Genomic DNA, 26,082 nt, shown 5'->3' on the forward strand with positions numbered 1-26,082 from the left:
CGATCCCCCTTGCATTTCAACCAATTCCTGACACATTAGTCCCTACCTTTAATAATCCTCGTCGTTCATAACCATATATGGGTTAATAAAGGACTTCAAGTTTATGTTAAAGTAACCCTCTATATCATTTTTTAAGCTTTCCTCTAATTTTCCGTCAATCCCATCACTACTTTAATTTTTTTCACCTAAAATGGGAATGCTTCGTTCTTTTTTGCTCTTATACTTCTGTCTACATTTTATAGGTCACCTTTGTCTGTTTTGAATAAAGCTTTTTCTTGAATCTTCTTTAATAAAGCTTAGTGTATCACAATCAGATAGTGGCTTAGCATGACCACTGTCTTTTTTTGCGCCCCAAAAAGCTAAGTTCGGAAACTGAGAGCGAGGAACCGTATTTAATAAGACCGATAGATAGCAGTTCGTTATTCTAATGGATAAATAAGGTTTTTTTCTACCGAAAGGAGGAGGATGGATGGCTGTTTGCTTTCGGAAAATGGCTGTAGCACTTGTCTGTGTTGCATTGTGTTTGCCTTTGTTAAAAAGCGAACAAGCAGTAGCAAATGGGCAACCAGATTACTTAAATGTTGTGATCACGGAAGTGACGGATGACTCCGTGACGTTGGAATGGAACAAGCTAAAAGAGGCAGATTCCTACAAAGTCTATTGGGCCGATAAAGACACAGATTTGATGGAATATGAAGAAATCGCCGAGACGGAAGAACAGGCATTTGTGTTTAACGGTTCGACTCATGTCAACCACTTTTTTAAAGTCGCTCCTATCAAAAACGGCGATGAAGGAAGGCGCTCTTCCGCTGTAAAATCCCCTGTGGAAAAGCAGTTCGACGTGCAATTGGAAGCGCTTGACCGTGGCTTAGTAGCGGTTGATACAGGAGAAGGCGTTTTTTTAAGTTGGCGGCTGTTGAAGGAAGAAGCGGTTGGCTATTCTGACCATGGATTGATCGGTACCATTTTTAACGTTTATCGTGATGGGAAACTTCTTGAAACGGTAACCGACAGCACCAACTATTTGGATGAGCAGGGAACGTCATCATCTAGTTATTATGTAAGCGCTGTCAATGATGGTGAGGAAGAGGCGAGTGACGTTGTTCGTCCATGGGAAAACGGCTATTATGACTTGCCGTTGCAAAAGCCGGAGGACGGGGTAACGCCTGCAGGAGAAGCGTACACGTACCATGCTAATGATATGAGCGTCGGCGACGTCAATGGCGATGGCCAGTATGAGTTTTTTGTGAAATGGGAACCGACAAATTCGAAAGACGTGTCGCAAAAAGGCTACACCGGACACACCTATATTGATGCCTATACATTGACTGGCGAGTTGCTATACCGGATAGACATTGGCAAAAACATTCGTTCCGGCGCCCATTACACGCAACTGCTTGTTTATGATTTTGATGGGGATGGCAAAGCGGAACTGATGTTCAAAACGGCACCAGGGACAAAGGTGATTACCTTTACAGAGGATGGCAAAGTTGAATCAGAAACGTATATTACGATGCCACAGGAAGACGTGGAAGCAGGGTACAGCCATGAAGACGATTACCGGATGAGTGCCGATGATTATTATGCCCATCTGGTCGAGATGTTTATCGGTTGGCATGAACATGAAGAAGTAAAAAACGGCCATTGGGCAGAGACGCTTGAAGAGGCTTTCGGGATCGAACCGCTGTATGACTATCCTTTAAGCCGCGGAGATGCGGAGGCGTTAGCCGATTATTTTATCGATGAATACGCCCCTTCGAGAAGTGCGAACAACCAATTGCGGGATTTTGAAGGTTTTATCGTCGAAGGCCCTGAGTATTTAACCGTGTTTGCAGGCGAGACAGGACAGGAATTACAAACAATCCATTATAAACCAGGGCGAGAAGACGATGGCCTGATGTGGGGCGACTATGCGATGAACCGGATTGAGCCAGGCAATCGTGTCGATCGCTTTTTAGCAGGGGTTGCATACTTGGATGGTGAAAAGCCTTCTGCTATTTTTGCGAGAGGCTATTACACAAGGACAACACTTGTTGCCTATGATTGGGACGGCGAACAACTGCACGAGAATTGGTTTGTTGACAGCGGCTGGACACCGATGGAAAACCCCTTTCATGATTCGCCCCATGGCGTAGACGGAACCAATGAGGAATACGCCACCCTCACCACACAAGGGGCGCATTCATTAAGTGTTGCCGATGTTGACGGGGATGGCAAACACGAGATTGTTTATGGGGCCGCAACGATTGACGATGACGGAACGCTCCTGTATAGCTCGTTTGCTGAATTGCCTCCCGAAAGTGCAGCACCAGGTGAAATGGCTCGATTAGGCCATGGCGATGCCCTTCATGTTGCCGATATTGATCCAGACAGGCCAGGGTTGGAATCGTTTATGGTTTTTGAAGGGGCCCAGTATGCGCCGTATGGTTTCGCGTTACGCGATGCGCGCACAGGCGATGTCCTTTACGGAGAGTATAGCGGCCGAGACACTGGCCGCGGCATGGTTGGCGATGTCATCCCTGGCGAGCGCGGCCTGGAAACGTGGGCCGTCGGCTTATACAGTGCGTCAGGCAAGCGTTTAGGCATCGAGCAGCCAGGCACAAACATGAATATTAAATGGTCCCCTGACATGACCACACAAATTGTTAATGGCGCGCTTGACGACATACCGACGATTGATGATTGGCAACGAGGGCGTTTGTTGACTGCGGAAGGGACACGGACAAACAACGGAACGAAAGGCAATCCGTCCCTTGTTGCTGACATATTTGGCGATTGGCGGGAAGAGCTTCTCGTCCGCACAGAAGATAGCTCTGCGATTCGTATTTATATGAACACAGAACGAACAGACCGAAAACTGTACACATTGATGCATGATCCCCAATACCGAACGGGGATTGCTTGGCAAAATGTCACTTACAACCAACCTTCTTATCCGAGCTTCTACTTTGCTTCGGATATTGATTGGGCGTATGTGCCATTGTTCAATGAACACGAGGAAGGCCGATTCGCCTTTTTGGAAAAAGCGACAGAAGCGTTTATCGTGGCGGGCGAAGTCCAAGGCCCACTCGTTGTCCAGCTTACCCAATCCCTGAAGCAGGCAAAGCACCACAACGAAGCAGGACGGACGAAGCAAGCACTCTTGTTTATCGACAAGTATAAGCGCCATTTGCATAATAGGGCAAACGAACGCCATGTTTCGAAAGAAGCGAAAGAACAGCTAATTCGCCATGCCGAAACAGCCAAGCAGCAGTGGGGGCAAGGCTAAAAATAAGAAAATGATAAGCCGCGCATTTGCGAAAGCCGCGTCTGTTGAAGGACGTGAGCACAGAATAAAAGGAGGAGTTGTTGTGAAAAACAAGCGGAGCACGGTTCTTTACTCAACATTGGCCCTGTTGGCGATGGCAGGTTGCCAAGTGGGAACTGGAGGGGAAGATAACGGTTCTACCGCCGGCGGCGACGATGTTCTAAGGGTTGCGTGGTGGGGCGGACAGGAGCGCCATACAATGACACTTGAAGTGATCGATCTTTTTGAAGAAAAATATCCTGATATATCGGTAGAGCCAGAGTACACGAGCTGGGACAACTATTGGGAACGGCTAACGACACAAGCAGCAGGAAGCAACTTGCCCGATGTCGTCCAATTAGACTTCACCAAAATGAACGAGTACATTTCCAGAAATTTATTAAAAGATTTGGCTCCTCTCATTGAGGACGGCTCGATTGATTTGTCCAATGTGGATGATGTCTACCAAGATGTCAATACGATCGACGATGCCGTATATGGAATTTCACTCGGCTCCAATGCACTCGGCATGCTTTTCAACGCCGAAGTGTTTGCCGAACAAGGCATTGAGCTAGACGAAGGCTATACGTACGATGATATGAAAGCGGCGATGCTGGAATTAAAAAGCGCACTTGGCGATGGCTTTTATGGCTATGACTTTAACAACACTGAATTTGATTTGTTTTTCGCCTATGCAAGGCAAAATGGCGAAAGCGTATTTAATGAAACAGGCGACGGGCTTGGCTACTCTGATGAAACGCTCGTTTCTTATTTTCAATTTATCCAAGGGATGATCGAAGAGGAAGCAGCGCCGCCCCATGAATTAACGATGGAATACATCCAAGGCGGGGATTCAACGATTGCAGACGGCACGACAAGCATGCTGTTGATTGCGAGCAACCAGATTATTGGGCAACAAGCGTTGACAGAAGCGGAGTTGGATTTGAAACCGCTTCCAGAAATGGAGGGGGGAACGGAAGGCAACTGGATAAGGCCAAGCATGTCATTCTCCATTAGCGAGCATACGAACCAAGCAAAAAATGCCGCGCTGTTTATTGACTTTATTACAAATGATCCTGAGGCAAATGAAATCCTCCAAGCTGAGCGGGGCGTGCCGATTTCAGCTGAAATCCGTTCCCATCTTGAGGGGAAAGTTTCGCCAGAAGTCGAAAAAACGTTTGCGTACTTAGAATATGTCGCTGAGAACTCGGCGCCAGCCGATCCACTGCCTCCGCCTGGTGAAAGTGAAGTGCGTGCCGCCTTCTTGCGGGTTGTGGAGTCGTTAAAATACGGGCAAACCACACCGGAAGATGGAGCCGAACAGTTTCGCCAGCAAGCAGAATCAATTTTAAAGTAAGCATCGGAACAGGAGGCCAAGATGAGACCTACGCAAAGCACCGTTCAACCTTCTTTTAAAGGAAAACCAATGAAATCGCTGCAAAACGATTTCGTTGCCTACTTGATCATTTCCCCGTGGCTAATTGGTTTTTTAGGATTAGTCATAGGGCCGATGCTAGCGTCCCTTTATTTTTCGTTTACCAATTATGACATGCTTTCGCCTGCAGTTTGGACAGGGCTCGACAATTACAAAAACGTGTTGTTCAATGACCCGCGTTTTGTCCAGTCTTTAAAAGTCACACTTATATTCGTGTTTGTCTCTACGCCTCTAAAACTGATTTTTGCCCTATTGCTGGCGCTGCTCTTTAATACAGGAAGAAAAGGGACAGGGCTGTTTACGACGATTTATTACATTCCCTCCATTATTGGGGGGAGTGTGGCGATTGCCGTTGTGTGGCGCCAGCTATTTGGCCGCGAAGGTGCAATCAATACGCTGTTTGCCTCCGTTGGCCTTGATGGCATCAACTGGCTCGGCGATCCTTCGTACGCGCTATCAATTTTAATTGTGCTTGTCGTTTGGCAATTTGGTTCACCGCTCATTATTTTTTTGGCAGGGCTACGACAAATTCCCCAGGAGCTTTATGAAGCGGCAAGCGTTGATGGTGCGTCTACATTGACTCGTTTTTTTCGAATCACGTTGCCGATGTTGACGCCGGTCATTTTCTTTAATTTAATCATGCAAACCATTGGAGCGTTTATGACATTTACACAAGCGTTTTTAATTACAAATGGTGGGCCGATGGATGCGACTAATTTTTACGCGGTCTATTTATATGAAACGGCATTTGAGCATTTACGGATGGGCTATGCGTCGGCAATGGCATGGATTTTGCTTGTCATCATTGGCGTGATTACGCTTATTTTGTTTGCGACGTCCAAATATTGGGTGCATTATGAGGGGGGAAGCAAATGAAGAAGCGAACCAAAACGGCGGATGCGATTTATTATACGTTTGTCATTTTATTCGGTTTTGTCATGTTGTATCCAATCTTATGGATGGTGGCAAGTTCTTTAAAGCCGCAAACAGAGATCTTCGGCAACGCCGCTTCATTATGGCCTGGCGAATTTATGTGGGAAAACTATGCAAAAGGCTGGGAAGGGTTTGGGCGGACTGGATTTGACGTCTATTTTTCTAACTCTATTTTTATTACGACTTTGTCTGTTATAGGTGCGATTCTGTCTTCGAGCATTGTCGCCTACGGCTTTGCACGCCTGCAGTTTCGCTTTAAAAAAATTTTATTTGCGTGTTTGCTCGGCACAGTGATGTTGCCTGTGCAAATTACCTTAATACCTCAATACATCATGTTCCATAACATCGGCTGGGTCAATACGTTTTACCCGCTAATCGTTCCCGCTTTTTTAGGGGGCACGCCTTTTTTCATTTTTCTGCTCATCCAATTTATCCGCGGCATTCCACGAGAGCTAGATGAGGCAGCTATCATTGACGGATGCTCGACGTTTGGGATTTTTTGGCGGATCATTCTGCCTTTAATTAAACCTGCGCTTGTGACGGTCGCCATTTTTGCCTTTATGTGGGCGTGGGATGACTTTCTCGCTCCGCTAATTTATTTAAATAGTGCTGACATTCAAACCGTCTCCCTAGGGCTCCGGAACTTTATGGATGCAGAAGGGGGCACGTCGTGGGGGCCGCTTTTGGCAATGTCGACTTTATCTCTTTTGCCTCAGTTTATCATCTTCTTGTTTTTCCAAAAACATTTGGTAGAGGGCATTGCGACAACGGGGCTTAAATAGGGAAATGTTTGCTTGCATGTTTACGAACAAAGAATCCAGTACTGGGTTCTTTGTTTCGTTCTGTTTAAAATTTCGCGTTGACGGGTGGAAAAGGCGGGCGTATAATTCACGTAAAGTAATATAAATGTTTTTGATTAACTTTTTTATTAACTATAATTGCAATCGCTTACAAGGAGGCGCATATGAATCAATTGAAAAAAGGGAAGATGTCTATTGATCCGCTATTTCAGATTGGCAAAGTCGACGAACGAATTTACGGCTCTTTTATTGAGCATCTAGGCAGAGCTGTTTATGGCGGTATTTATGAACCTGGGCATCACGATGCTGGAGAAGATGGGTTTCGCCAAGATGTCATTGACCTTGTAAAAGAGCTAAATGTCCCAATAGTCCGTTATCCTGGAGGAAACATGGTTTCTGGATACAATTGGGAGGATGGGGTTGGGCCAATTGAAGAGAGGCCGAAAAAGCTGGAATTGGCTTGGCGAGTGCTAGAACCAAACAAAGTCGGCACAAATGAATTTGCTGAGTGGGCCAAACGCGCCAACACAGAAGTAATGATGGCTGTTAATCTAGGCACAAGGGGGCCAGACGCTGCCAGAAATCTAGTAGAATACTGCAATCATCCGGGCGGTAGTTATTATAGCGATTTGCGAGTCAGCCATGGAGTGAAACAACCACACCGCATCAAAACATGGTGCTTAGGCAATGAAATGGATGGCCCGTGGCAAATTGGTCATAAGACTGCTGATGAATACGGCAGGCTTGCTGTAGAGACGGCAAAAGCAATGAAGCTGGTAGATCCGACGATTGAACTGGTGGCGTGCGGCAGTTCCAACATCGATATGCCGACATTTCCCGAGTGGGAAGCGACAACGCTTGATTATACGTATGATGAAGTCGATTATATTTCATTGCACCAATATTATGGAAATACCTCAAACGACTCAGCTAGCTACTTAGCAAAGACGTTGGAAATGGATCGTTTTATTGCTACCGTGATTGCCACTTGTGATTATATAAAGGCAAAAAAGCGCAGCAAGAAAACGATGTATTTAAGTTTTGATGAATGGAATGTTTGGTACCATTCCAGGGAAGCAGACAAAGCGATTGAGCCTTGGACGGTAGCGCCACCACAGCTTGAGGACGTCTACAATTTTGAAGACGCGCTGTTAGTCGGGTCAATGCTAATGAGTTTCTTACGGCGAGCTGACCGCGTCAAAATCGCCTGTATGGCGCAACTTGTAAACGTCATCGCTCCAATCATGACAGAAACAGGCGGGCCGTCTTGGCGGCAAACGATTTTTTACCCATTTATGCATGTTTCTCTTTACGGAAGAGGCACTTCTCTTCAGCCAGTTGTACAGACGCCAGCCTATGATACGAATAAGTATACAGACGTGCCGCAGCTTGATAGCGCTGTCGTCCATAATGAAGAGGAGAAGACGTTGACCATTTTTGCGCTAAACCGCCATTTGCATGATGGCCTCGATCTTGAAATCGACGTGCGCGGTTTTGAACATTATCAAATCGTTGCTCATACCGTTCTAGAGCACAATGATTTAAAAGCGGTTAACACAAAAGCATATCAGCCTGTTAAACCACACGATCAAGGACAGTCGACATTGCAGGATGGCAAACTAGAAGCCCGTTTGCCTCGAGCATCATGGCATGTAATTCGCTTGAAACACCAGTAAGGCATAAGGCCGCTTGCGTGCAGCTAGGCGGCTTTCTAGACAATAAATATGAAAGCGTTTTCGAAATAATGCCGTTTTAGAAAGGAGCCGGTCAATATGAAGCATGTTTTTGGCAAGTTCGCTGTCTTAGCAAGCGCGGCACTCCTTCTTGGCGCCTGTGCCCAGACAACAGGAACAACTGGTGATGGCAGGATGAAGCTCGATTATTGGGTGTTTTTTTCAGGCGGCGATTTGTCGTATATGGAAGCAATCGTCGATGACTATAACAATAGTCAAGATGAAGTGTACATTGATATGATTTTGCAAGATTGGGATGACTATTATACAAAAGTGGTCACAAGCGTAGCAGCCGATAGAGGGCCAGATGTTGCTGTCTCTCACGCGGCAACGCTTCCTCAACTTATGAATCAAGGGTTGTTAGAACCTGTTGAACCGATTATGGCGGAGACTGAATTTGATTTTGAGTTATTTCCAGACAACATCCGTGAAGCGGTTGAAGTGGAAGACGCTGCTTATGCAGTGCCAATCGACACACACCCGTTCATCCTTTACATTAACAACGACTTAGCGGAAGAAGCTGGGCTGTTGGATGAAGACGGCAACCTTAAACTAGATGAGTCGCCTGAAGGCTTTAAAGCCTTTTTTCAACAAGCAAAAGAAGCGCTTCCTGATAAAACGCCGCTTTCCATTTCAACGGGCGGGGTCGATGTGTACCGCTGGTGGTGGACGGTTTATTTTCAAATGGGAGGCACGCCGATTTTTTCCGATGACTTGCGGGAACCAGAAATTACGCTTGATCGGGAAATTGCGCTCGAAGCAGCTACCTATATTCATAGCTTCTTCGGGGATGTGATCCCGATGCACATTGGCGATTTTTATGAAACGTTCCAGGCTGGAAATGCTGTCGGTTTAATGACAGGCGTGTGGGCGACTGGAATTTGGGAAGGGAGCGACATGAACTTTACCGCCGTCCCATTGCCTCAATCTTTTGAAGTCGAAGCCGCACAAGGAGACTCCCATACGTTGATCATCCCGATCAAAGAGGAGCAAACAGCAGAGAGACAACAAGCAATTGCCGAATTCATTGCTTATGTTAGCGATCGTGGCGCCGATTGGGCGAAAGCAGGCCATATCCCGGCTAGAACGGACGTTGTCGCTTCGCCGGCGTTCCAACAACAGCCTTTTCGCTCTGAATATGCTGAAGTCGCATCAAAAGTCGTTTTTACCGATAAGACAATTTACCAAAACCCTGCTGAGACGGATATGGTGCGGGCGCTTGATGAAATTATGAGCAATCGCCTGACCCCTGAAGAAGGCATTGATCAGATGATCGATGCATTACGTGTCACCACGCGCCAATAATTCTGACTCATATGAAGGAGGGGAAATAAGTGAAAAAGTTGACATGGCGAGACGACTTGCGCCCTGTTCCATTTTTAATTGCTTTTTTTGTAGCATACGTACTGTTTACGGTTTACCCCATTTTTAAAGGAATGCAAATGAGCCTTTTTAACTGGACATTAATTGAACAACAAGATTTTGTCGGGCTTGCCCATTACGCCAATGTACTGAAGGACCCTAATTTTTGGGAAGCATTTGGCAACACGACATTGTTTGTTGTCTTGTCTACGCCGACAATGGTTATTCTAGCGTTGGTGCTTGCGCTAATGGCCAACTTAAATACGAAGCTTAAAACGTTTTTTAGGGGATCTTTCTTTCTTCCAAGCATTTTAAGTGTATCGGTCATTTCGTTTGTCGCTATTTTTATGCTGCAGCCTTATACAGGGGTCGTCAATAACATTTTACAAGCGTTTGGGCTAGATAAAGAGCCATTTTGGTTGGCGACACCATCTCTTGCCTGGGTCAGCATTATTGCTGTGACTCTTTGGTGGACAGTCGGCTTTAATATGATTCTCTACTTGACGGCGTTGCAAGGGATCCCCGATGAGCTCTATGAAGCAGCCGAAGTCGACGGAGCGACAAGGCAACAAATGTTTTGGCGCATCACATTGCCGCAACTATTGCCGATTTCGAGATTGATTTTTCTCTTGCAAATCCTTGCTTCATTCAAAGTGTTTGCGCAAATATTGTTGATAACGGATGGCGGTCCAGGAACGTCAACACGGCCGATCATTTTGTACATTTACGAAATGGGCTTTGAACGCTATGACCTTGGCTATGCAGCGGCTATGTCGTATTTGCTGTTTATGGTGCTCCTCGTCTTATCGGTCATTCAGCTCCGTTTAGGCGGCAAGGAGGGACGGCTTTTATGAGTCAAACGAGTCTTGAAAATAAACGCGATCCGTTTCGTCCTGTAAAAGTGGCTGTTGCTTTTATATCGGCGCTGTTGTTTTTATTTCCAATTATTTGGATGTTCTTTGTTTCCTTAAAACCAGAAGGGACGGCTGCTTCATCGCCGTTAGACTGGTTTGCCCCTCCGTATACAATTGGCAACTATGTCGACATTATCGTCGGCAGCGATGTGTTTTTATGGATTTGGAACAGTTTTATTGTTGGGTTTCTGACAACCATACTCACGCTCCTTTTGACGTCTATGGCGGCATTTGCCTTCTCGAAAATGCGTTTTCGTTATCGCAAAGCGCTTTATTTGTTCTTTTTAGCCGGTTTGATGGTGCCAGGTGAAGCGATGATTATCCCGCTCTATGAAATTATTGGCTCAATGGGGCTGCTTGACACGTATGCAGGGCTTATCTTGCCTGGGATTGCCGCCCCTTTAGGCGTCATCATATTAAAAAGCTTTTTTGACGGCGTGCCGAATGAATTAATTGAAAGCGCAAAACTTGATGGCTGCAATGATTTCCGTTTGTATTGGAACGTTGTGCTCCCTCTTGGCAAATCAGCAGTTGCTGCTGTCGGCATATTGACGTTTATAGGCTCATGGAACAATTTCCTATGGCCATTTCTAGCGATTATTTCCGAATCGCTCTATACATTGCCTGTTGGCATTCCGATGTTTAATTCTAATTATTCAGAGACGTACATTTTGCCGATGACCGTCAACGCGATTGCTTCAATCCCTGTCATTATTGCTTTTCTCGTGTTTGAGAAACAGATTGTCAAAGGCGTCAGCTTTTCAGGCATTAAGGGATAATGGCTCGCAGCCATAAGACTTATAAAAAGGAGGATGGGCTAATGGATGAAAGTGGCCTTCGCGGTTATGCACTCCGTCTTTGTGATTGGTTGGTACGCTTAGCGGCTTTAAACGGCTTATGGCTTGTGTTCTCCTTGTTAGGAGGAGTGATTGTCGGTTTTTTTCCCGCAATGTACGCGATGTTTGCGGTTATGAAAAGATGGTGTTTGAAAGAGAGCGATGTTCCGCTAGTAAGGACATTTTTTCAAGAATGGAAAGGCGCGTTTTGGCGGGCGAACATTGTTGGTTTTACTGTTGCCCTTGTAGGCGCCATACTGGTGGTTGACTATTTAATTGTCTTCAATCTCGATTTTCCAGGAGCGGCAGCGGCTGCAGCGTTGTTGATGCTCTGTTTGTTCGTATATGGGTTAGGCGCCTTGTTTATTGGCCCGGCATTAGTCGTATTTGACGGGGCGCTCATCCCATTTTTAAAGAATGTTGCCCTCTTGGCGATTGCTTCGATACGGTATGCAGTGTTCATGTCGGTCTTCCTCTGTCTAGCTGCTTTATTGTTCGTGTTGGTGCCTCCTGCTGGATTTTGTTTTGCTGGAAGCTTATTCGCTTGGATTACCACCCATTTTAGCCTAAAAGCATTCCAGCGGGCGAGGCTGTTGCCTCATCCAGCTCGATGATCGGTTCGTTTTCAGTCTAGCAGGGCTTATACAAGGCAAGTGTGGCGTCTTCACGGACTTGTAGGTAGAAAGCGAGTTCATTATACTGGTGAGAGAGTTGGTTTCTCCTGCTTAAAGGCCGTTTCTTAAATGGAGGAAATCGGTTCGAGTATGAACGGAAAAAAATAGGTGGCGCGATGGAACTAGATTTAGACTTAACAAAACAGTCTTTGCCGGTTTATGAAGCATTGGCAAGCCGGATTCGTTTAAATGTCCTACAGTTGTTGGCGGAGCGGTCTATGAACATTAAGGAACTGGCCGAGTCGCAGCAAGTAAGTAGCGCAATTATGACAAAACATGTGCAGAAATTAGAAAAGGCCGGGCTCATCGACACGACGCATGTAAGGGGCAAGGCAGGCGTGCAAAAAATGTGTTCGCTCCGAGTAAGACACGCCCAGATCGCTTTTCCTAATAAGGAAAACGGCCCGACTCGCGCTTTTCATGAGAGCCATGTGTCTGTTGGCCATTTCACTGACTTTTATGTAGAACCTACATGTGGCTTGGCCACGCCAGAAACGATTGTAGGCGAATTTGATGAGCCTCGTTATTTTCTTGACCCGATGCGTGTGAACGCGAGAATCCTTTGGTTTTATAAAGGGTTTGTTGAGTATAAACTTTCCAATTTTATTCATGGGGGCGAAACGCCAAAGGAATTGGAGATTTCAATGGAATTATCATCAGAAGCCCCTTTTACAAACGACAATTGGCCCTCTGATGTGTCGTTTACCTTTAACGGAGTAAGCCTTGGCTATTGGCGCAGCCCCGGTGATTTTGGCGATCAAAAAGGGAAGTACACACCTGCTTGGTGGCCACGGGGCATCAACCAATATGGCCTTCTTAAAGTCATTCGGATTACAGAAGCTGGTACGTTTATTGACGGCAAGCAGCTATCAGACGTTAAATTGGCTGATGTCTCAATAAGGGAAAAAGTATGGACATTCCGGGTAGCTGTAGGCGAAGAAGGCGTCCATATTGGCGGCGTGACACTGTTTGGCTCTTCGTTTGGCAATTATGACCAGGATATTGTTTTTCGCTTGTATTACGAATGAGACCGAATGTGTAGGGGAGTGTCCCCTACACAGGCAAAGGAGAAATACGAATGAGTGTATTTGACCCTAAGTTGCAAAAGGAACCTTACTACCCTGTCGTAAAGTTTTATTATTACAAAGAATGGCGCCAGTTTGAAATGAAATTCCATTCACATGAAGCAGCTGAATGCATGCATGTTCTCTCAGGCAGCTGCAAAGTTGAAACCGATGAAGGGAGCTACCAGTTAAAAAAAGGACAAATTATTTTCTTGGATGCCGGTACACGGCACCGCTTAATCGTTAGCGAACGTTGCCGGATGTTTAATGTTGAGTTTTCCTTTGAGCAAGGCTGCACGGCATTTCCGCCTTTTTATAAATTATGCAAAGAGAACCGAGCATTAGGGAACATGGTTAACAAGCAAGCATCGCAGTTGCTTTTGCATGACACCGACGATACGTACCAATGTTTACGAAGATTAATTTTAGAAGTGGACAAAAAAAGCGAACAAACTGATTTTATGGTTCAGCTGCTTTTAAGCGAATATTTAATTCGGATAGCAGAATTGGCTGAAGCGAAAGTGGCCGAGCCGGACCAGCAAGCTTATGTGAAACGGGCCCTCGCTTACATCCACCAAAATTATGACCGCGAAGTGAGCGTCGCTGATATTGCCAATTCCGTCCATTTGCATCCTGGGTATTTGCAGCGTGTATTTAAAGCGTTCACCGGCAAGTCGATTCATGAATTCCTCATTTCTTATCGAATCAATAAGGCAAAAGCGATGCTAAAGCAGACGGATATTAGCATTACGGACATCCCCCATTATATCGGTATGAACTCCCAGCAATACTTCAGCACGACCTTTAAAAAACATGTAAAGTGCACACCAAGCGAGTACCGTAAAAGGCATCAATATAATGACAATTTAAGAAGAAAAAGTGAGGATATTATACAATCAGCAGAAGCATAAGTGACTTTATTGGAAGCGCTTTAATTATGAGCCACGTTAAGATTAAATCAATATTTGCCGACAACCACAGGTTTTAGAATGCTGAGGTAAGGGAGGCGAAGTAATAAAAATAGATAAAGGAAAAAGGCGAAGGTGAGGATTTCATATGCTAGCAGACACGGAAGCAGTGCTCCTTGATTTAGATGGAACCGTTTTTCAAGGCGACCGCCTCATACGAGGCGCAAAAGAGACGATTGCTTCCTTACAAGAAGCTGGCAAGCGAATTGCCTATTTAAGCAACCGCGGCAATGTATCTAGGAAGGAAGGGCTTGAGAAGCTGGAGCGCCATGGGATTATGGCAGCCCCTGAATCATTGATACTGTCTTCAACTGTAACTGCCTCCTTTTTAAAGCAACATTATCCGAAAGCTGCAGTCTGGCCACTTGGGAATCGAGGGCTTGCCCAAGAATTGCTGTATACAGGGGTTAAAATCGCCCAGACGCCAGAGGAGGCTGACTTTGTCGTTGTGACGCTTCACGATAAGATTACGTACGAAGAGTTGAATGCTGCTTTTAAAGCAAGTTCCGCGGGCGCCCGAATGATCGCCACCAATGCCGACAAAACCTATCCAGACGAAGCAGGCCAAGCTATTGATGTTGCCGGATTTATTGGCGCCATTGAAGCGGCGACAGGGCGCAAAACCGAGCTTGTCATTGGCAAGCCCTCTTGCTTTATGGCGGAGGCAGCCCTAACTTATGTGCAGGCGCCAGCAGAAAAATGCTTGATCGTCGGCGACAGCCTTGAATCGGATATCGGGCTTGGGCGAATGCAAGGAATGAAAACCGCCCTTGTGCTAACAGGTAATACCCGTAAAGAAGCAGTGGAGCTGCTTCCGCCAAAGCGACAGCCGGATTACGTTTTAAATAGCATTGATGACTTAAGGGGGTACTTATGAATATCTCAGCATTAAAAGCACGGATTCGCGCCTCAAAAGAGGATTTGTATCCTTTGCCACTCGAGCAAATTGTCGTGGCGGAAGGGGCTTTGCGCGAAGCGGCTGCTTTCATAGCCAAGCAAGCCGAATCAGGCGTTGTCCTTGTTGCTGATTCCCATACGTACAAAGCCGCAGGACGCGATTTGCACGACCACTTATGCCAAAAAGGCGTAAAAGCAGACTGGCATCTGTTAGAACCAAACAGCAATGGCGATATCATCGCCGACGAAGCGTCCCTTATTAGCGTCATGCTAAAAGTAGAGCAATCGACGAAGTTGCTTGTCGCTGTCGGCGCGGGAACGATTCATGACATCGTCCGCTTTGTAAGTGGCAAAACGAACAAACCGTTTGTGTCGATACCGACTGCCCCATCTGTGGATGGCTTCACTTCTCTCGGTGCGCCGATTGTCGTGCAAGGCTCGAAAAAAACATATCAACTTGTCGCGCCAATTGCTTTATTTGCCGACACGGTTGTTTTGCAACACGCACCTCCTGCTTTGATTGCTGCTGGATTTGGCGATATGGTCGGCAAGTATACGTCATTATTCGATTGGAAAATTGGCTCTCTTCTAAAAAGTGAGGCCTATTCCGAGTTGGTAGCTGATTTAACAGAGGAGGCTCTTTCTGCTTGTGTCGATAAAGTCGCAGACATTGGCAAGAGGACGTCTGCGGGCGTGCAGGTACTGATGGAAAGCTTGCTTACATCCGGTTTAGCAATGGCCTTGTTTGGTTATTCCCATCCTGCTTCAGGTGCCGAGCACCATCTTTCCCATTACTGGGAAATGGAAGCGCTTAGACTAGGGAAAAAGCAGTTGCTGCACGGCGCAAAAGTTGGCTTATCGACGCAAATCATCAACCGCTTTTATAAGAACACTGTGCTTCCAGACGTACATCGGTTTTTGGGCGACGAAGAAGCGAAGCAAGTGATTGCTCTTGTTGAAGCATTGCCAGACCCTGACGATGTAAAAGCGCTGCTTGAGCAGGCAGGGTGGAACGAAGCTCTCGTACCGATTGCTCCAGAACTTGTTGAGGAAAGCTTACAGCACGCCTATTTGCTGAGAGACCGTTATACGCTTTTGCGTCTTTATCGTGAAGGCACAACAATGAAAAAAGAAGGTGATGCTCATGTTGGACGTTCTTAAGCGCCACGTATGGGAAGCAAATCAAAGTTTGCCGAAACACGGGCTTGTCACATTCACGTGGGGAAATGCCAGTGGCATTGACCGTGAAAACAACCTTGTTGCCATTAAACCAAGCGGATTAGACTACGACGAGATGCATGTAGAAGATATCGTTGTCGTTACCCTTGATGGTGAACTTGTTGAAGGGAAGCTCAACCCCTCATCGGATCTTGAGACACATCTCGTTCTATATCGAACCTTTCCAGATATACAAGGGATTGTCCACACCCATTCTCGGTGGGCAACAAGTTGGGCACAGGCGGGCATGTCCCTTCCTCCCTTTGGGACCACTCATGCGGACTATTTTTACGGGGAAGTGCCATGTACGCGGAAAATGACGCCAGAAGAAATCAATGGCGCTTATGAGAAAGAGACGGGCCATGTGATTGCCGAGACATTCCGTCTTCAAGACCCACTTGAGACACCAGCTGTTCTCGTCCACGGCCATGCCCCGTTTACATGGGGGCGCTCGCCGAAAGAAGCGGTCTACCACGCGGTTGTGCTCGAAGAGGTGGCGCAAATGGCAGCTCATACAATCGGGCTTAACGCAAATGCCGAACGCATTTCGCAACAGCTTCTTGATCGCCATTATTTGCGAAAGCACGGAGAACATGCTTATTACGGGCAGGAAAGGGGAGATACAAAAGGATGAAGCGCTACACGATTGGAATTGATTATGGGACTGAGTCGGGGAGGGCAGTCTTGGTTGATTTAGAAAATGGCGCCGAAGTGGCTGAACATGTAACCCCTTACGCACATGGCGTTATCGATCAATGCTTGCCAGACAGCGGGCGTTCGCTAGAGCCAGAGTGGGCATTGCAACATCCTGGCGACTATTTAGATGTACTGCGTTTATCGGTGCCAAAGGTTGTAGAAATCGCAGACATAAGCGCTTCTCAAGTGATTGGCATTGGCATTGACTTTACCGCCTGTACCATGCTTCCGATTGACAAGCATGGGGATCCCCTATGTTTCGACCCCCAACTCGCGGGCAGGCCCCACAGTTGGGTGAAGTTGTGGAAGCACCATGCCGCCCAAGATGAGGCCGATGAAATCAACCGCATTGCTGAGGAACGAAAAGAGGCCTTTTTAGCTCGGTACGGAGGCAAATATTCATCCGAGTGGATGGTGTCGAAAATTTGGCAAATTTTTAATGAAGACCCCGACATGTTCGAGAAAGCAGATGCTTTCTTAGAAGCAACGGATTGGGTGGTAGCACAGCTCACTGGCACAATTGTACGCAACAGTTGTACAGCAGGGTATAAGGCGATGTGGCATAAACGCGAGGGCTATCCAGACGACTCCTTTTTTGCCGCGCTAGATCCAGGCCTTGCCCAGCTGACAACGACGAAACTCCGCGGTGATATCCTTGCCCCAGGCCAACGTGCCGGTGGATTAACAGCAGAAATGGCGGAGACGCTTGGCCTTAAGCCTGGAACGGCTGTTGCGGTAGGGAATGTCGATGCTCATGTGGCCGTCCCAGCAGCAGGCGTTGTCACACCAGGGAAAATGGTTATGGTCATGGGCACATCGATTTGCCATCTTGTCTTAGCTAAAGAGGAAAGAGAAGTCGAAGGGATGTGCGGCGTAGTAGAAGACGGCATTGTGCCAGGATACTTTGGCTATGAGGCAGGGCAGTCTGCAGTTGGCGATATATTTGCATGGCTGATGAAACATGGCATTCCCGCTGACTTGAAGCAAGAAGCGGAACAAGCAGGAAAACCACTTCATTCGTTGCTAGAAGAAAAGGCGGCCGCTTACCGTCCTGGCGAAACCGGTTTGCTCGCTCTTGATTGGTGGAACGGAAACCGTTCAACGCTTGTCGATGCAAATTTGACAGGGCTTATTTTAGGATACACCTTGCAAACAAAAGCAGAAGAATTGTATCGGACATTGCTGGAAGCGACCGCATTTGGCACGAAAAAAATTATTGACGCTTTCAGGGACAGCGGCGTAGAGGTGAACGTTCTATATGCGTGTGGAGGGCTGCCACAAAAAAATGAGTTGCTCATGCAAATTTACGCCGATGTCACAAATCTTGAAATCAAAGTGGCTGCTTCAAAACAAACGCCTGCTCTTGGGGCCGCCATGTATGCAAGTGTTGCTGCAGGCGATGAAGCTGGCGGGTATGAGACGATATTCGCTGCCGCCGAAAAAATGGCACACACGAAAGCGCGCTCCTTTAAACCAAATCATGAAAATGTCCGTTTATATCAGGCTCTATACGAGGAATATAGCAAACTCCATGACTACTTTGGCAGGGGCGAAAACGATGTGATGAAAACACTCAAGCAGTTGCGTAGCAGAGCAAAAGGAGGAGCCGTGCATGCATAAACAAGGAAAATACCAATTTTGGTTTATAACTGGAAGCCAACCGCTCTATGGACAGGAAGCTCTGGATGAAGTAGCAGCTCATTCCAAAGCGATGGTGGAGCGCCTTAAGGAAAAGTTGCCAGAGGAGCTTGTTCTCAAGCCAGTGGCTTCCTCGCCTGAGCGTATACTTGAGTTGTTTCGCGCAGCCAATGGCGACAACAACTGTGCTGGCATCATTACATGGATGCATACATTTTCGCCAGCAAAAATGTGGATCGCTGGACTAAACGAGTTAAACAAGCCAATGCTCCACTTTCATACTCAATATAACCGCGACATTCCGTGGGGCGACATTGACATGGATTTTATGAATTTGAACCAGTCAGCCCATGGGGATCGTGAATTTGGCTTTATGGTATCAAGAATGAACATTGACCGGAAAGTTGTAGCAGGCCATTGGCAAGATGCCCGCGTTATGAAACGGATAGGCGACTGGATGAAAACGGTCAATGCCTATCAAGAGAGCAAACAGCTGAAAATCGCTCGTTTTGGAGACAATATGCGCGAAGTAGCGGTGACAGAAGGGGATAAAGTCGAAGCGCAAATCAAGCTTGGCTGGTCTGTGTCTGGTTTTGGCATTGGCGATTTAGTTGAAGTCATCAATAGCGTATCGACAGAAGAGGTCAATGCGCTAATGGATGAGTACCGGAGCCTTTATACGTTTCATCGAGACGCAAATATAGCAGCCGTTGAAGAGCAAGCTCGAATCGAGATAGGGATCGAGCGGTTTTTGCAGCAAGGCGATTTCCGCGCTTTTTCGACTACGTTTGAAGACTTGCATGGCATGAAGCAACTGCCTGGCCTAGCCGTGCAACGTCTCATGGCAAAAGGGTACGGGTTTGCTGGAGAAGGCGATTGGAAAACAGCTGCCTTATTGCGTGTGCTAAAAGTGCTGGCAGGCAACGTAGGGACATCCTTCATGGAAGATTATACAAACCATTTGGAACCTGGGCAGGAAATGATTTTAGGCTCCCACATGCTCGAAGTCTGTCCGACAATCAGTGCCCAAAAACCAGAAATTGTAGTTGCTCCGCTGTCAATGGGGAATAGGGAGGACCCAGCGCGGCTTGTATTCAAAGGCAAAGCAGGCCGTGCATTAAATGCAGCCCTTATTGATATGGGCTCCCGCTTTCGCTTAGTCGCCAATGAGGTCGAAGCAGTTGAAAACCCACATGACATGCCGAAGCTGCCGGTAGCAAGCGTGCTGTGGAAGCCTCTGCCTTCTTTTTCGGAAGCGACAGAAGCATGGATTTATGCTGGTGGTGCCCATCATACCGTGTTTTCTTATGAGATTTCCAAAGAACAATTGGCTGATTGGGCTAGCCTTATGGGGATCGAATGTATCGTTATCGATGATCAGTCAAATGTTGGCCAGGTGAGAAAGGAACTTTTTTGGAACCGGCGCGCTTATTAAGCAACCATCATAGAAAGGTAAGGGGCTGACAAAGGTACGGCTTCTTGCTTTTTCATCAGCGGAATAAAGGCGTATGAAAAGCAAGCCAAAGGCATATGCATTTTGAGAAACAAGCTCCATTACATTGAAAGCGTTATCAAATTGCGTAGGAGGCACGTCATGCAAAAAGCAATTAGATTTGGCGCTGTAGCCAGCCTTCTTTTCATGACAGCTGGCTGCATCCAGCAAAGCTCTGGAGAGGAAGGCAGCAAAGGAACGATCGGAATCGCGATGCCGACCCAGTCGTCTGAACGTTGGATTGCGGATGGCAACCAAATGGTTGCCTACTTTGAGGAGTTAGGGTACGACACCGATTTGCAATATGCGGAAGATATTGTCGAAAACCAATTCTCACAAATTGAAAATATGATCACTCGAGGCGTCGATGCCCTTGTCATTGCTTCCATTGACGGAGAAACGCTAACAAGTGTACTCGAAAGCGCCAATGCTGAAAACATCCCAGTGATTTCGTATGACCGCTTAATCATGAATTCTGAGTACGTCGATTACTATGCCACGTTTGATAATTATAAAGTCGGCGTGCTCCAAGGAGAGTACATTGTAGAAGCTTTAGATCTCGAAGAAGAAGAGGGGCCTTTTAATATTGAGTTATTCGCAGGTTCTCCAGATGACAACAATGCGACGTTCTTTTTTAAAGGGGCAATGTCTGTTCTTCAGCCTTATATCGATCAAGGCAAGCTAGTGGTCCCAAGTGGGCAGACGGATTTCAACCAGATTGCCATTCTAGGCTGGGACGGCGCCAAAGCGCAAAGCAGGATGGACAATTTGCTCAGCTCTAATTATGGAGGGGGTGAAGAGCTCCATGCGGTTTTAGCGCCAGCTGACTTGTTAAGCATCGGCATTATCGCCTCTTTAAAAAATTCGGGCTATACCGTCGATACTATGCCGATTATAACGGGACAAGATGCAGATCTTCCAGCAGTCAATGCTGTCATCAAAGGGGAACAGGCAATGACTGTCTTTAAAGATACGCGGCTGCTTGCTAAAAAGGCGGTAGAGATGACCGAAGCTGTGCTTCAAGGGGAAGAACCGGAAGTCAATGACACAAACACGTACGACAATAATGCGAAAGTCGTTCCTGCATTCTTAGAAGAGCCCGTCGTTGTAGATCAAGACAACTACGAGGAAGTGCTGGTTGACAGCGGCTACTATGAGGCGTCACAGCTTGATCAATAACAGCGGCTTGCTAATAGCCGCTTGCTCTAAAAAAGAGGTGAAGCAAATGGCCGATATTTTGCTGGAAATGAAAAACATTACCAAGACGTTTTCTGGTGTAAAGGCATTAAGCAATGTCAATTTGAAAGTGAAACGAGGCGAAATCCATGCGCTTTGCGGGGAAAATGGCGCAGGAAAGTCGACGTTAATGAAAGTGCTAAGCGGTGTTTACGGATACGGTACGTACGAAGGGGACATTTTGTTTGAAGGCGATGTTTGCCGTTTTAAAGACTTGAAACAAAGCGAAGAGAAACGAATTGTCATCATTCATCAAGAACTTGCTCTCATCCCAGAGCTTAGCATCGCCGAAAATATCTTTTTAGGAAATGAACAAAAACAACGCGGCATTATCGATTGGGCCGAAACCGCAACGAAAGCGCAAGAACTCCTTAAAAAAGTGAAATTGGCAGAATCACCCCAGACGCTGATTAAACATATCGGTGTTGGCAAACAACAACTGGTGGAAATCGCCAAAGCGCTCGCTAAAAACGTAAAATTGCTCATATTAGATGAACCGACGGCTTCACTAAACGAAAGCGACAGCGAAAACTTGCTCAAGCTGTTAGCGGAATTAAAGGAACAAGGCGTGACGTCTATTATCATTTCCCATAAGTTGAATGAAATTAAGGCAATTGCTGATTCGGTTACGATCTTACGGGATGGCAAAACAATTGAAACACTTGATTTGCATACGGAAGATGTGAGCGAAGACCGCATCATTCGAGGGATGGTCGGCAGGGATTTAACAAACCGCTATCCAGAAGGGCAAAGTGAGATCGGCGATATCGTGTTTTCAATCGAAAATTGGAATGTGTTTCATCCAGTGCAAAGGGATCGGCAAATCATCCATGATGTCAATTTGCACGTGAAAAAAGGCGAGATTGTTGGCATTGCTGGCTTAATGGGCGCCGGTCGCACAGAACTGGCGATGAGTTTATTTGGCAGATCGTATGGCACAAACATAACGGGCACGATCAAAAAAGATGGCAAAGCCATCTCGATCCCTTCTGTACGGGCAGCAATCGATCACGGCCTCGCCTACGCGACCGAAGACCGAAAATCCTATGGGCTCGTGTTGATGAATGATATAAAAGAAAACATCACACTGGCCAACTTGCCTGCCGTCTCCAAAAATCAAATCATCGATCAAATGAAAGAGACACAAGTAGCAGAATCGTTTATGAAGAAATTGCAAATTAAAGCGCATTCCATTTTGCAAGAAACAGGCAAGCTCAGTGGCGGCAACCAACAAAAAGTTGTGTTAAGCAAATGGATTTTATCCGACCCCGATGTATTAATCTTAGACGAACCGACGCGTGGAATTGACGTCGGCGCAAAATATGAGATTTATACGCTCATTCGCGAGCTTGCTGCTAAAGGAAAAGCAATTCTATTGATTTCTTCTGAACTGCCAGAACTACTTGGCATGGCCGACCGTGTTTATACAATGAATAAAGGGCGCATCACAGGAGAACTAGAAAAGAAAGACCTTTCCCAAGAGCGTCTGATGAGGCGAATGACAATGGAAATGGAGGATCACCATGAAAGCATTTCTTAATATTGTCCAAAACAACATGCGCCAATATAGCATGACTTGTGCGTTGCTGTTTATTATGCTTTTATTCCAGCTGTTAACAGATGGCATTTTGCTGCAGCCGTTAAATATTACAAATATCATTTTACAAAACAGCTATATTTTAATTTTGGCGATTGGAATGGTCATGATTATCATTACAGGCCATATTGATTTATCCGTTGGCTCTGTCGCTGCTTTTATCGGTGCGCTGTCAGCGATTTTAATGATTGAGTTAAATGTCCACCCAGTGTTAGCTGTTCTCATCTGCCTCATCGCCGGCGCTCTCGTTGGCGCTTGGCAAGGGTTTTGGGTCGCATATGTACAAATTCCTGCCTTCATTGTGACATTAGCAGGCATGCTCATTTTTAGAGGAATTACGTTAATCATGCTTGAAGGGCAGTCCATTGCTTCCTATCCGCCAACTTTTCAACAACTAAGCTCAGGGTTTTTGCCTGATTTGTTTAATGGCGAGTCGATTCATCTTTTTTCGATGTTCCTTGGAGTCGTGCTAACAGCTGTTTTGATCGCGATCCAAATTAAGGGGAGAAAGAAACAACTTCATCATGATTTGCCAGTTGTTACTCCGGCCTGGTTTACCGTTAAATTAGTAGCAATCGCAGCAGTTATTCTAGTGTTTACCTTTGTATTAGCCAGTTACCGCGGCATTCCAAACATTCTTATCTTGCTTGTCGCCTTAATTGCCTTTTACGCCTTCGTCACGAAAAAAACGGTGTTTGGCCGTCACATTTATGCGGTTGGCGGGAATGAAAAAGCCGCCGCATTGTCTGGGATTAAAACAAAACGGGTGACGTTTGCTGTGTTTGTCAACATGGGGATACTTGCAGCGCTGTCAGGCCTCATTTTTGCCGCTAGGCTAAATGCTGCCACCCCACGGGCAGGGAATTTATTCGAACTCGATGCGATAGCGGCTGCCTTTATTGGCGGTGCTTCTGCTTATGGCGGCGTCGGGACGATCATTGGCGCTGTCGTCGGCGGCCTCGTCATGGGTGTGATGAACAACGGCATGTCGATTCTCGGACTTGGCATCGATTGGCAACAGGCTATTAAAGGGCTTGTGCTATTGGCTGCTGTCGCATTCGACGTCGTCAATAAGCGCCGTGGATAACAAGGTCACTTATTAAAGAAAGGATGAAACAAATGCCATTTAAAGTTGCCTTTATTGGCGCAGGCAGCATCGGCTTTACCCGCATGTTATTGCGGGATTTGCTGTCTGTTCCTGCCTTTTCCACAATCGAAGTCGCTTTCACAGACATCAATCAGGAAAATTTGAACATGGTGACACAGTTATGCCAACGTGATATTAATGAAAACGGCCTTCCTATTCAAATCCACGCCACCCTTGACCGGAGAGAAGCGTTAACAGGGGCGCGTTATATTTTTAACGTTGTCCGTGTTGGTGGACTCGAAGCATTTGAGCAAGACATCGATATTCCGCTCCGTTACGGGATCGACCAATGTGTAGGCGATACCCTTTCAGCAGGAGGGATTATGTACGGCCAACGAGGCATCAACGAAATGCTCGCCATTTGCGAAGACATCCGTGACGTTGCTGAACAAGACTGCCTCCTATTAAATTACGCCAATCCAATGGCGATGCTCACATGGGCGTGCAACCACTACGGCGGTGTCAACACAGTTGGGCTATGCCACGGCGTTCAAGGCGGCCATCGCCAAATTGCCGACGTGTTTGGGCTTCAGCCAGAAGAAGTCGACATTGTCTGCGCCGGTATCAATCACCAAACCTGGTACATTCAAATCAAACATGACGGCGAAGATTTAACGGGCAAGTTGCTCGAAGCGTTTGAAAACCACCCTGAATACAGCAAAACAGAAAAAGTACGCATCGATATGCTCAAGCGTTTTGGCTATTACAGCACAGAATCGAACGGCCATTTAAGCGAATATGTACCTTGGTACCGAAAACGGCAAGAGGAAATTGGCGATTGGATTGACCTCGGCACGTGGATTAACGGCGAAACCGGTGGCTATTTGCGCGTTTGCAAAGAAGGGCGCAACTGGTTTAAAGAAGACTTTCCTAATTGGATGAACGAGCCGGCTTTCGTTTTTGCTGAAAGCGAGCGCGGCCAAGAACATGGTTCCTATATTGTTGAAGCGTTAGAAACAGGGCGTATCTACAGAGGGCATTTTAATGTGGTCAACCAAAACGTCATCTCCAATTTGCCCTCTGATTGCATTATTGAAGCCCCTGGCTACGTCGATAGAAACGGCATCAATATGCCCGTCATAGGTGACTTGCCCATTGGTTGCGCCTCCGTTTGCAACGTGAGCATTAATGTCCAACGCCTTGCGGTAGAGGCAGCCGTAGCTGGAGATGACCAGCTCTTGCGGCAAGCATTTATGATGGACCCACTCACTGGGGCCGTATGCACCCCACCTGAAATTTGGCAGCTTGTCGACGACATGCTCATTGCCCAAGAAAAATGGCTGCCCCAATATAAAACAAGCATTGCCGAAGCCAAACAAAGGCAACAAACGCAGCAACGGCTAGCGACAAAGGACACGAGCGGCGCAGCCCGCCTGAAAACGAAGACTGTTGTTGAGATGAAAGAAAATCGAGCGGAAGCAATGAAAAACGCCAGTCAAGCAGACAAAGCAATAAAGCGTCCAGCTGCAGAGCAAAGCATTCACTCTGCAAACGAGTAAAAAGGAGGAGCTCCATGAGGGGGCTCCTTTTTGATAAAACGAGAGGATATAAGGCTGTGTTTGTCGATTTTTCTTTTGTTGATTTAAGTCATAATCCCCAAATCCAGTAAGCTCTCCATGTATCATTAATGATACCACTGCTTTGTTTTACGTTTGCAATCCTCTGAAGTTTATAGTTATTTGGAACAGTTTTATAAAACCATTTACTGTTACTTTCCTTGCCAGTTATCTTATTTTTTTTATACTCTCTATAGTCTTCTACTCTTTTAGCTGAAGCCTCCCCATCTGTAAAAGCGAATGTTCCGCCAGTTACAAGCCCAACTACTACAAAAGCTGTCAACATTTTTCTTAGAAAGCTTCTCATTTACCATACCCCTTTTTATTTTTTTAGAACAAGTAAAAAAGTAAGAAAGCTCCAATTCTTCTTGTTCTATGATAATATAATACTGTAGTTTCTATTTATTTAAAATAATTTTTTGAAAATTAAAGGAAAAAATATAGGATTTTACAGTAGTAGATTGACAAAATTAGAGTCTAGTCTAGTTCCTCTAGTGTTGAGTGAACTTTGATTTTTATGTTGTAGTAGCTGAGTTTTTATGGCTTACGAAACAGATAAGAGCTACAAAATTGTTCATATTGCAATGCTTGACGGCCCTT

General features: G+C 46.2%; 21 protein-coding genes. 20 read left to right on the plus strand and 1 reads right to left on the minus strand.

The genetic code is table 11. From position 1 onward, the window contains the following. Positions 1–469: 469 nt before the first annotated feature. From V5G21_RS11290 to V5G21_RS11385, 20 genes are all read left to right on the plus strand, one after another. Entirely contained in the window at positions 470–3,268 is a 2,799-nt protein-coding gene (locus tag V5G21_RS11290; RefSeq protein ID WP_338464726.1) for an FIMAH domain-containing protein, read from the plus strand. Between the two features lie 82 nt (positions 3,269–3,350). Beyond that, positions 3,351–4,643 (plus strand): ABC transporter substrate-binding protein, encoded by a 1,293-nt coding sequence (locus tag V5G21_RS11295; protein WP_257008509.1) that lies wholly within the window; start codon positions 3,351–3,353, stop codon positions 4,641–4,643. A gap of 21 nt (positions 4,644–4,664) precedes the next feature. Continuing rightward, positions 4,665–5,597 (plus strand): carbohydrate ABC transporter permease, encoded by a 933-nt coding sequence (locus tag V5G21_RS11300; protein WP_035205441.1) that lies wholly within the window; start codon positions 4,665–4,667, stop codon positions 5,595–5,597. Then, positions 5,594–6,436: a carbohydrate ABC transporter permease gene (locus V5G21_RS11305; protein ID WP_011245257.1), complete on the plus strand. Its 843-nt coding sequence runs from the start codon at positions 5,594–5,596 to the stop codon at positions 6,434–6,436. Before V5G21_RS11300 ends, V5G21_RS11305 begins: the two co-directional genes overlap by 4 nt. Before the next feature lie 182 nt (positions 6,437–6,618). Continuing rightward, a complete protein-coding gene (locus V5G21_RS11310; protein WP_063608147.1) occupies positions 6,619–8,130 on the plus strand; it encodes an alpha-N-arabinofuranosidase in 1,512 nt (503 codons plus the stop codon). A 96-nt stretch (positions 8,131–8,226) separates the two neighbouring features. Beyond that, on the plus strand, positions 8,227–9,492 hold the full coding sequence (locus V5G21_RS11315) for an extracellular solute-binding protein (RefSeq protein ID WP_095255379.1): 1,266 nt from the start codon (positions 8,227–8,229) through the stop codon (positions 9,490–9,492). Positions 9,493–9,521: 29 nt separating this feature from the next. Further along, on the plus strand, positions 9,522–10,403 hold the full coding sequence (locus V5G21_RS11320; RefSeq protein WP_011245260.1) for a carbohydrate ABC transporter permease: 882 nt from the start codon (positions 9,522–9,524) through the stop codon (positions 10,401–10,403). Continuing rightward, positions 10,400–11,242 carry a carbohydrate ABC transporter permease gene (locus V5G21_RS11325; RefSeq protein WP_073305443.1) on the plus strand — a complete coding sequence of 281 codons (843 nt, stop codon included), beginning with the start codon at positions 10,400–10,402 and terminating at the stop codon, positions 11,240–11,242. The genes V5G21_RS11320 and V5G21_RS11325 overlap by 4 nt, the downstream gene beginning before the upstream one ends. 41 nt (positions 11,243–11,283) lie before the next feature. Then, positions 11,284–11,913: a YesL family protein gene (locus V5G21_RS11330; protein WP_179289843.1), complete on the plus strand. Its 630-nt coding sequence runs from the start codon at positions 11,284–11,286 to the stop codon at positions 11,911–11,913. 176 nt (positions 11,914–12,089) lie between these two features. Further along, entirely contained in the window at positions 12,090–13,001 is a 912-nt protein-coding gene (locus V5G21_RS11335) for an ArsR/SmtB family transcription factor (RefSeq protein WP_011245263.1), read from the plus strand. Between the two features lie 50 nt (positions 13,002–13,051). Further along, positions 13,052–13,948, plus strand: coding sequence for a helix-turn-helix domain-containing protein (locus V5G21_RS11340; RefSeq protein ID WP_035205428.1), 897 nt, complete (start codon positions 13,052–13,054; stop codon positions 13,946–13,948). Between the two features lie 145 nt (positions 13,949–14,093). Continuing rightward, positions 14,094–14,882 (plus strand): HAD-IIA family hydrolase, encoded by a 789-nt coding sequence (locus V5G21_RS11345; RefSeq protein ID WP_095237063.1) that lies wholly within the window; start codon positions 14,094–14,096, stop codon positions 14,880–14,882. Further along, complete coding sequence (locus V5G21_RS11350) at positions 14,879–16,063, plus strand: sn-glycerol-1-phosphate dehydrogenase (RefSeq protein WP_095255375.1); 1,185 nt, start codon at positions 14,879–14,881, stop codon at positions 16,061–16,063. The genes V5G21_RS11345 and V5G21_RS11350 overlap by 4 nt, the downstream gene beginning before the upstream one ends. Next, the gene (locus V5G21_RS11355) at positions 16,047–16,754 is read left to right on the plus strand and encodes an L-ribulose-5-phosphate 4-epimerase (RefSeq protein ID WP_035205424.1); all 708 of its coding nucleotides are present in this window, start codon (positions 16,047–16,049) and stop codon (positions 16,752–16,754) included. The genes V5G21_RS11350 and V5G21_RS11355 overlap by 17 nt, the downstream gene beginning before the upstream one ends. Continuing rightward, complete coding sequence (locus tag V5G21_RS11360) at positions 16,751–18,436, plus strand: ribulokinase (RefSeq protein ID WP_095327131.1); 1,686 nt, start codon at positions 16,751–16,753, stop codon at positions 18,434–18,436. Before V5G21_RS11355 ends, V5G21_RS11360 begins: the two co-directional genes overlap by 4 nt. After that, positions 18,429–19,889 (plus strand): L-arabinose isomerase, encoded by a 1,461-nt coding sequence (araA, locus tag V5G21_RS11365; RefSeq protein ID WP_011245269.1) that lies wholly within the window; start codon positions 18,429–18,431, stop codon positions 19,887–19,889. The genes V5G21_RS11360 and araA overlap by 8 nt, the downstream gene beginning before the upstream one ends. 204 nt (positions 19,890–20,093) lie before the next feature. Beyond that, entirely contained in the window at positions 20,094–21,125 is a 1,032-nt protein-coding gene (gene chvE, locus V5G21_RS11370; RefSeq protein WP_244153325.1) for a multiple monosaccharide ABC transporter substrate-binding protein, read from the plus strand. Between the two features lie 46 nt (positions 21,126–21,171). Further along, positions 21,172–22,722 (plus strand): multiple monosaccharide ABC transporter ATP-binding protein, encoded by a 1,551-nt coding sequence (gene mmsA / locus V5G21_RS11375; RefSeq protein WP_035205418.1) that lies wholly within the window; start codon positions 21,172–21,174, stop codon positions 22,720–22,722. After that, positions 22,706–23,866 (plus strand): multiple monosaccharide ABC transporter permease, encoded by a 1,161-nt coding sequence (gene mmsB / locus V5G21_RS11380; RefSeq protein ID WP_011245272.1) that lies wholly within the window; start codon positions 22,706–22,708, stop codon positions 23,864–23,866. The genes mmsA and mmsB overlap by 17 nt, the downstream gene beginning before the upstream one ends. A gap of 32 nt (positions 23,867–23,898) precedes the next feature. Next, a complete protein-coding gene (locus tag V5G21_RS11385; RefSeq protein WP_011245273.1) occupies positions 23,899–25,425 on the plus strand; it encodes an alpha-glucosidase/alpha-galactosidase in 1,527 nt (508 codons plus the stop codon). Positions 25,426–25,513: 88 nt separating this feature from the next. Here V5G21_RS11385 and V5G21_RS11390 read toward each other — a convergent pair whose 3' ends face one another. Then, entirely contained in the window at positions 25,514–25,789 is a 276-nt protein-coding gene (locus tag V5G21_RS11390) for a hypothetical protein (protein ID WP_338464733.1), read from the minus strand. Positions 25,790–26,082 lie beyond the last annotated feature (293 nt).

This window comes from Shouchella rhizosphaerae, from assembly GCF_036700015.1.
Lineage (GTDB): Bacteria > Bacillota > Bacilli > Bacillales > Bacillaceae_D > Shouchella > Shouchella rhizosphaerae.

Coding starts and splice junctions, on each gene's coding strand:
- chvE (WP_244153325.1), top strand. CDS start 20,094: ATGACAGCTGGCTGCATCCAGCAAAGCTCTGGAGAGGAAGGCAGCAAA.
- V5G21_RS11350 (WP_095255375.1), top strand. CDS start 14,879: ATGAATATCTCAGCATTAAAAGCACGGATTCGCGCCTCAAAAGAGGAT.
- V5G21_RS11345 (WP_095237063.1), top strand. CDS start 14,094: ATGCTAGCAGACACGGAAGCAGTGCTCCTTGATTTAGATGGAACCGTT.
- V5G21_RS11340 (WP_035205428.1), top strand. CDS start 13,052: ATGAGTGTATTTGACCCTAAGTTGCAAAAGGAACCTTACTACCCTGTC.
- V5G21_RS11390 (WP_338464733.1), bottom strand. CDS start 25,789: ATGAGAAGCTTTCTAAGAAAAATGTTGACAGCTTTTGTAGTAGTTGGG.
- araA (WP_011245269.1), top strand. CDS start 18,429: ATGCATAAACAAGGAAAATACCAATTTTGGTTTATAACTGGAAGCCAA.
- V5G21_RS11310 (WP_063608147.1), top strand. CDS start 6,619: ATGAATCAATTGAAAAAAGGGAAGATGTCTATTGATCCGCTATTTCAG.
- V5G21_RS11300 (WP_035205441.1), top strand. CDS start 4,665: ATGAGACCTACGCAAAGCACCGTTCAACCTTCTTTTAAAGGAAAACCA.
- V5G21_RS11290 (WP_338464726.1), top strand. CDS start 470: ATGGCTGTTTGCTTTCGGAAAATGGCTGTAGCACTTGTCTGTGTTGCA.
- mmsB (WP_011245272.1), top strand. CDS start 22,706: ATGAAAGCATTTCTTAATATTGTCCAAAACAACATGCGCCAATATAGC.
- V5G21_RS11355 (WP_035205424.1), top strand. CDS start 16,047: ATGTTGGACGTTCTTAAGCGCCACGTATGGGAAGCAAATCAAAGTTTG.
- V5G21_RS11335 (WP_011245263.1), top strand. CDS start 12,090: ATGGAACTAGATTTAGACTTAACAAAACAGTCTTTGCCGGTTTATGAA.
- V5G21_RS11385 (WP_011245273.1), top strand. CDS start 23,899: ATGCCATTTAAAGTTGCCTTTATTGGCGCAGGCAGCATCGGCTTTACC.
- V5G21_RS11330 (WP_179289843.1), top strand. CDS start 11,284: ATGGATGAAAGTGGCCTTCGCGGTTATGCACTCCGTCTTTGTGATTGG.
- V5G21_RS11360 (WP_095327131.1), top strand. CDS start 16,751: ATGAAGCGCTACACGATTGGAATTGATTATGGGACTGAGTCGGGGAGG.
- V5G21_RS11305 (WP_011245257.1), top strand. CDS start 5,594: ATGAAGAAGCGAACCAAAACGGCGGATGCGATTTATTATACGTTTGTC.
- V5G21_RS11315 (WP_095255379.1), top strand. CDS start 8,227: ATGAAGCATGTTTTTGGCAAGTTCGCTGTCTTAGCAAGCGCGGCACTC.
- V5G21_RS11325 (WP_073305443.1), top strand. CDS start 10,400: ATGAGTCAAACGAGTCTTGAAAATAAACGCGATCCGTTTCGTCCTGTA.
- mmsA (WP_035205418.1), top strand. CDS start 21,172: ATGGCCGATATTTTGCTGGAAATGAAAAACATTACCAAGACGTTTTCT.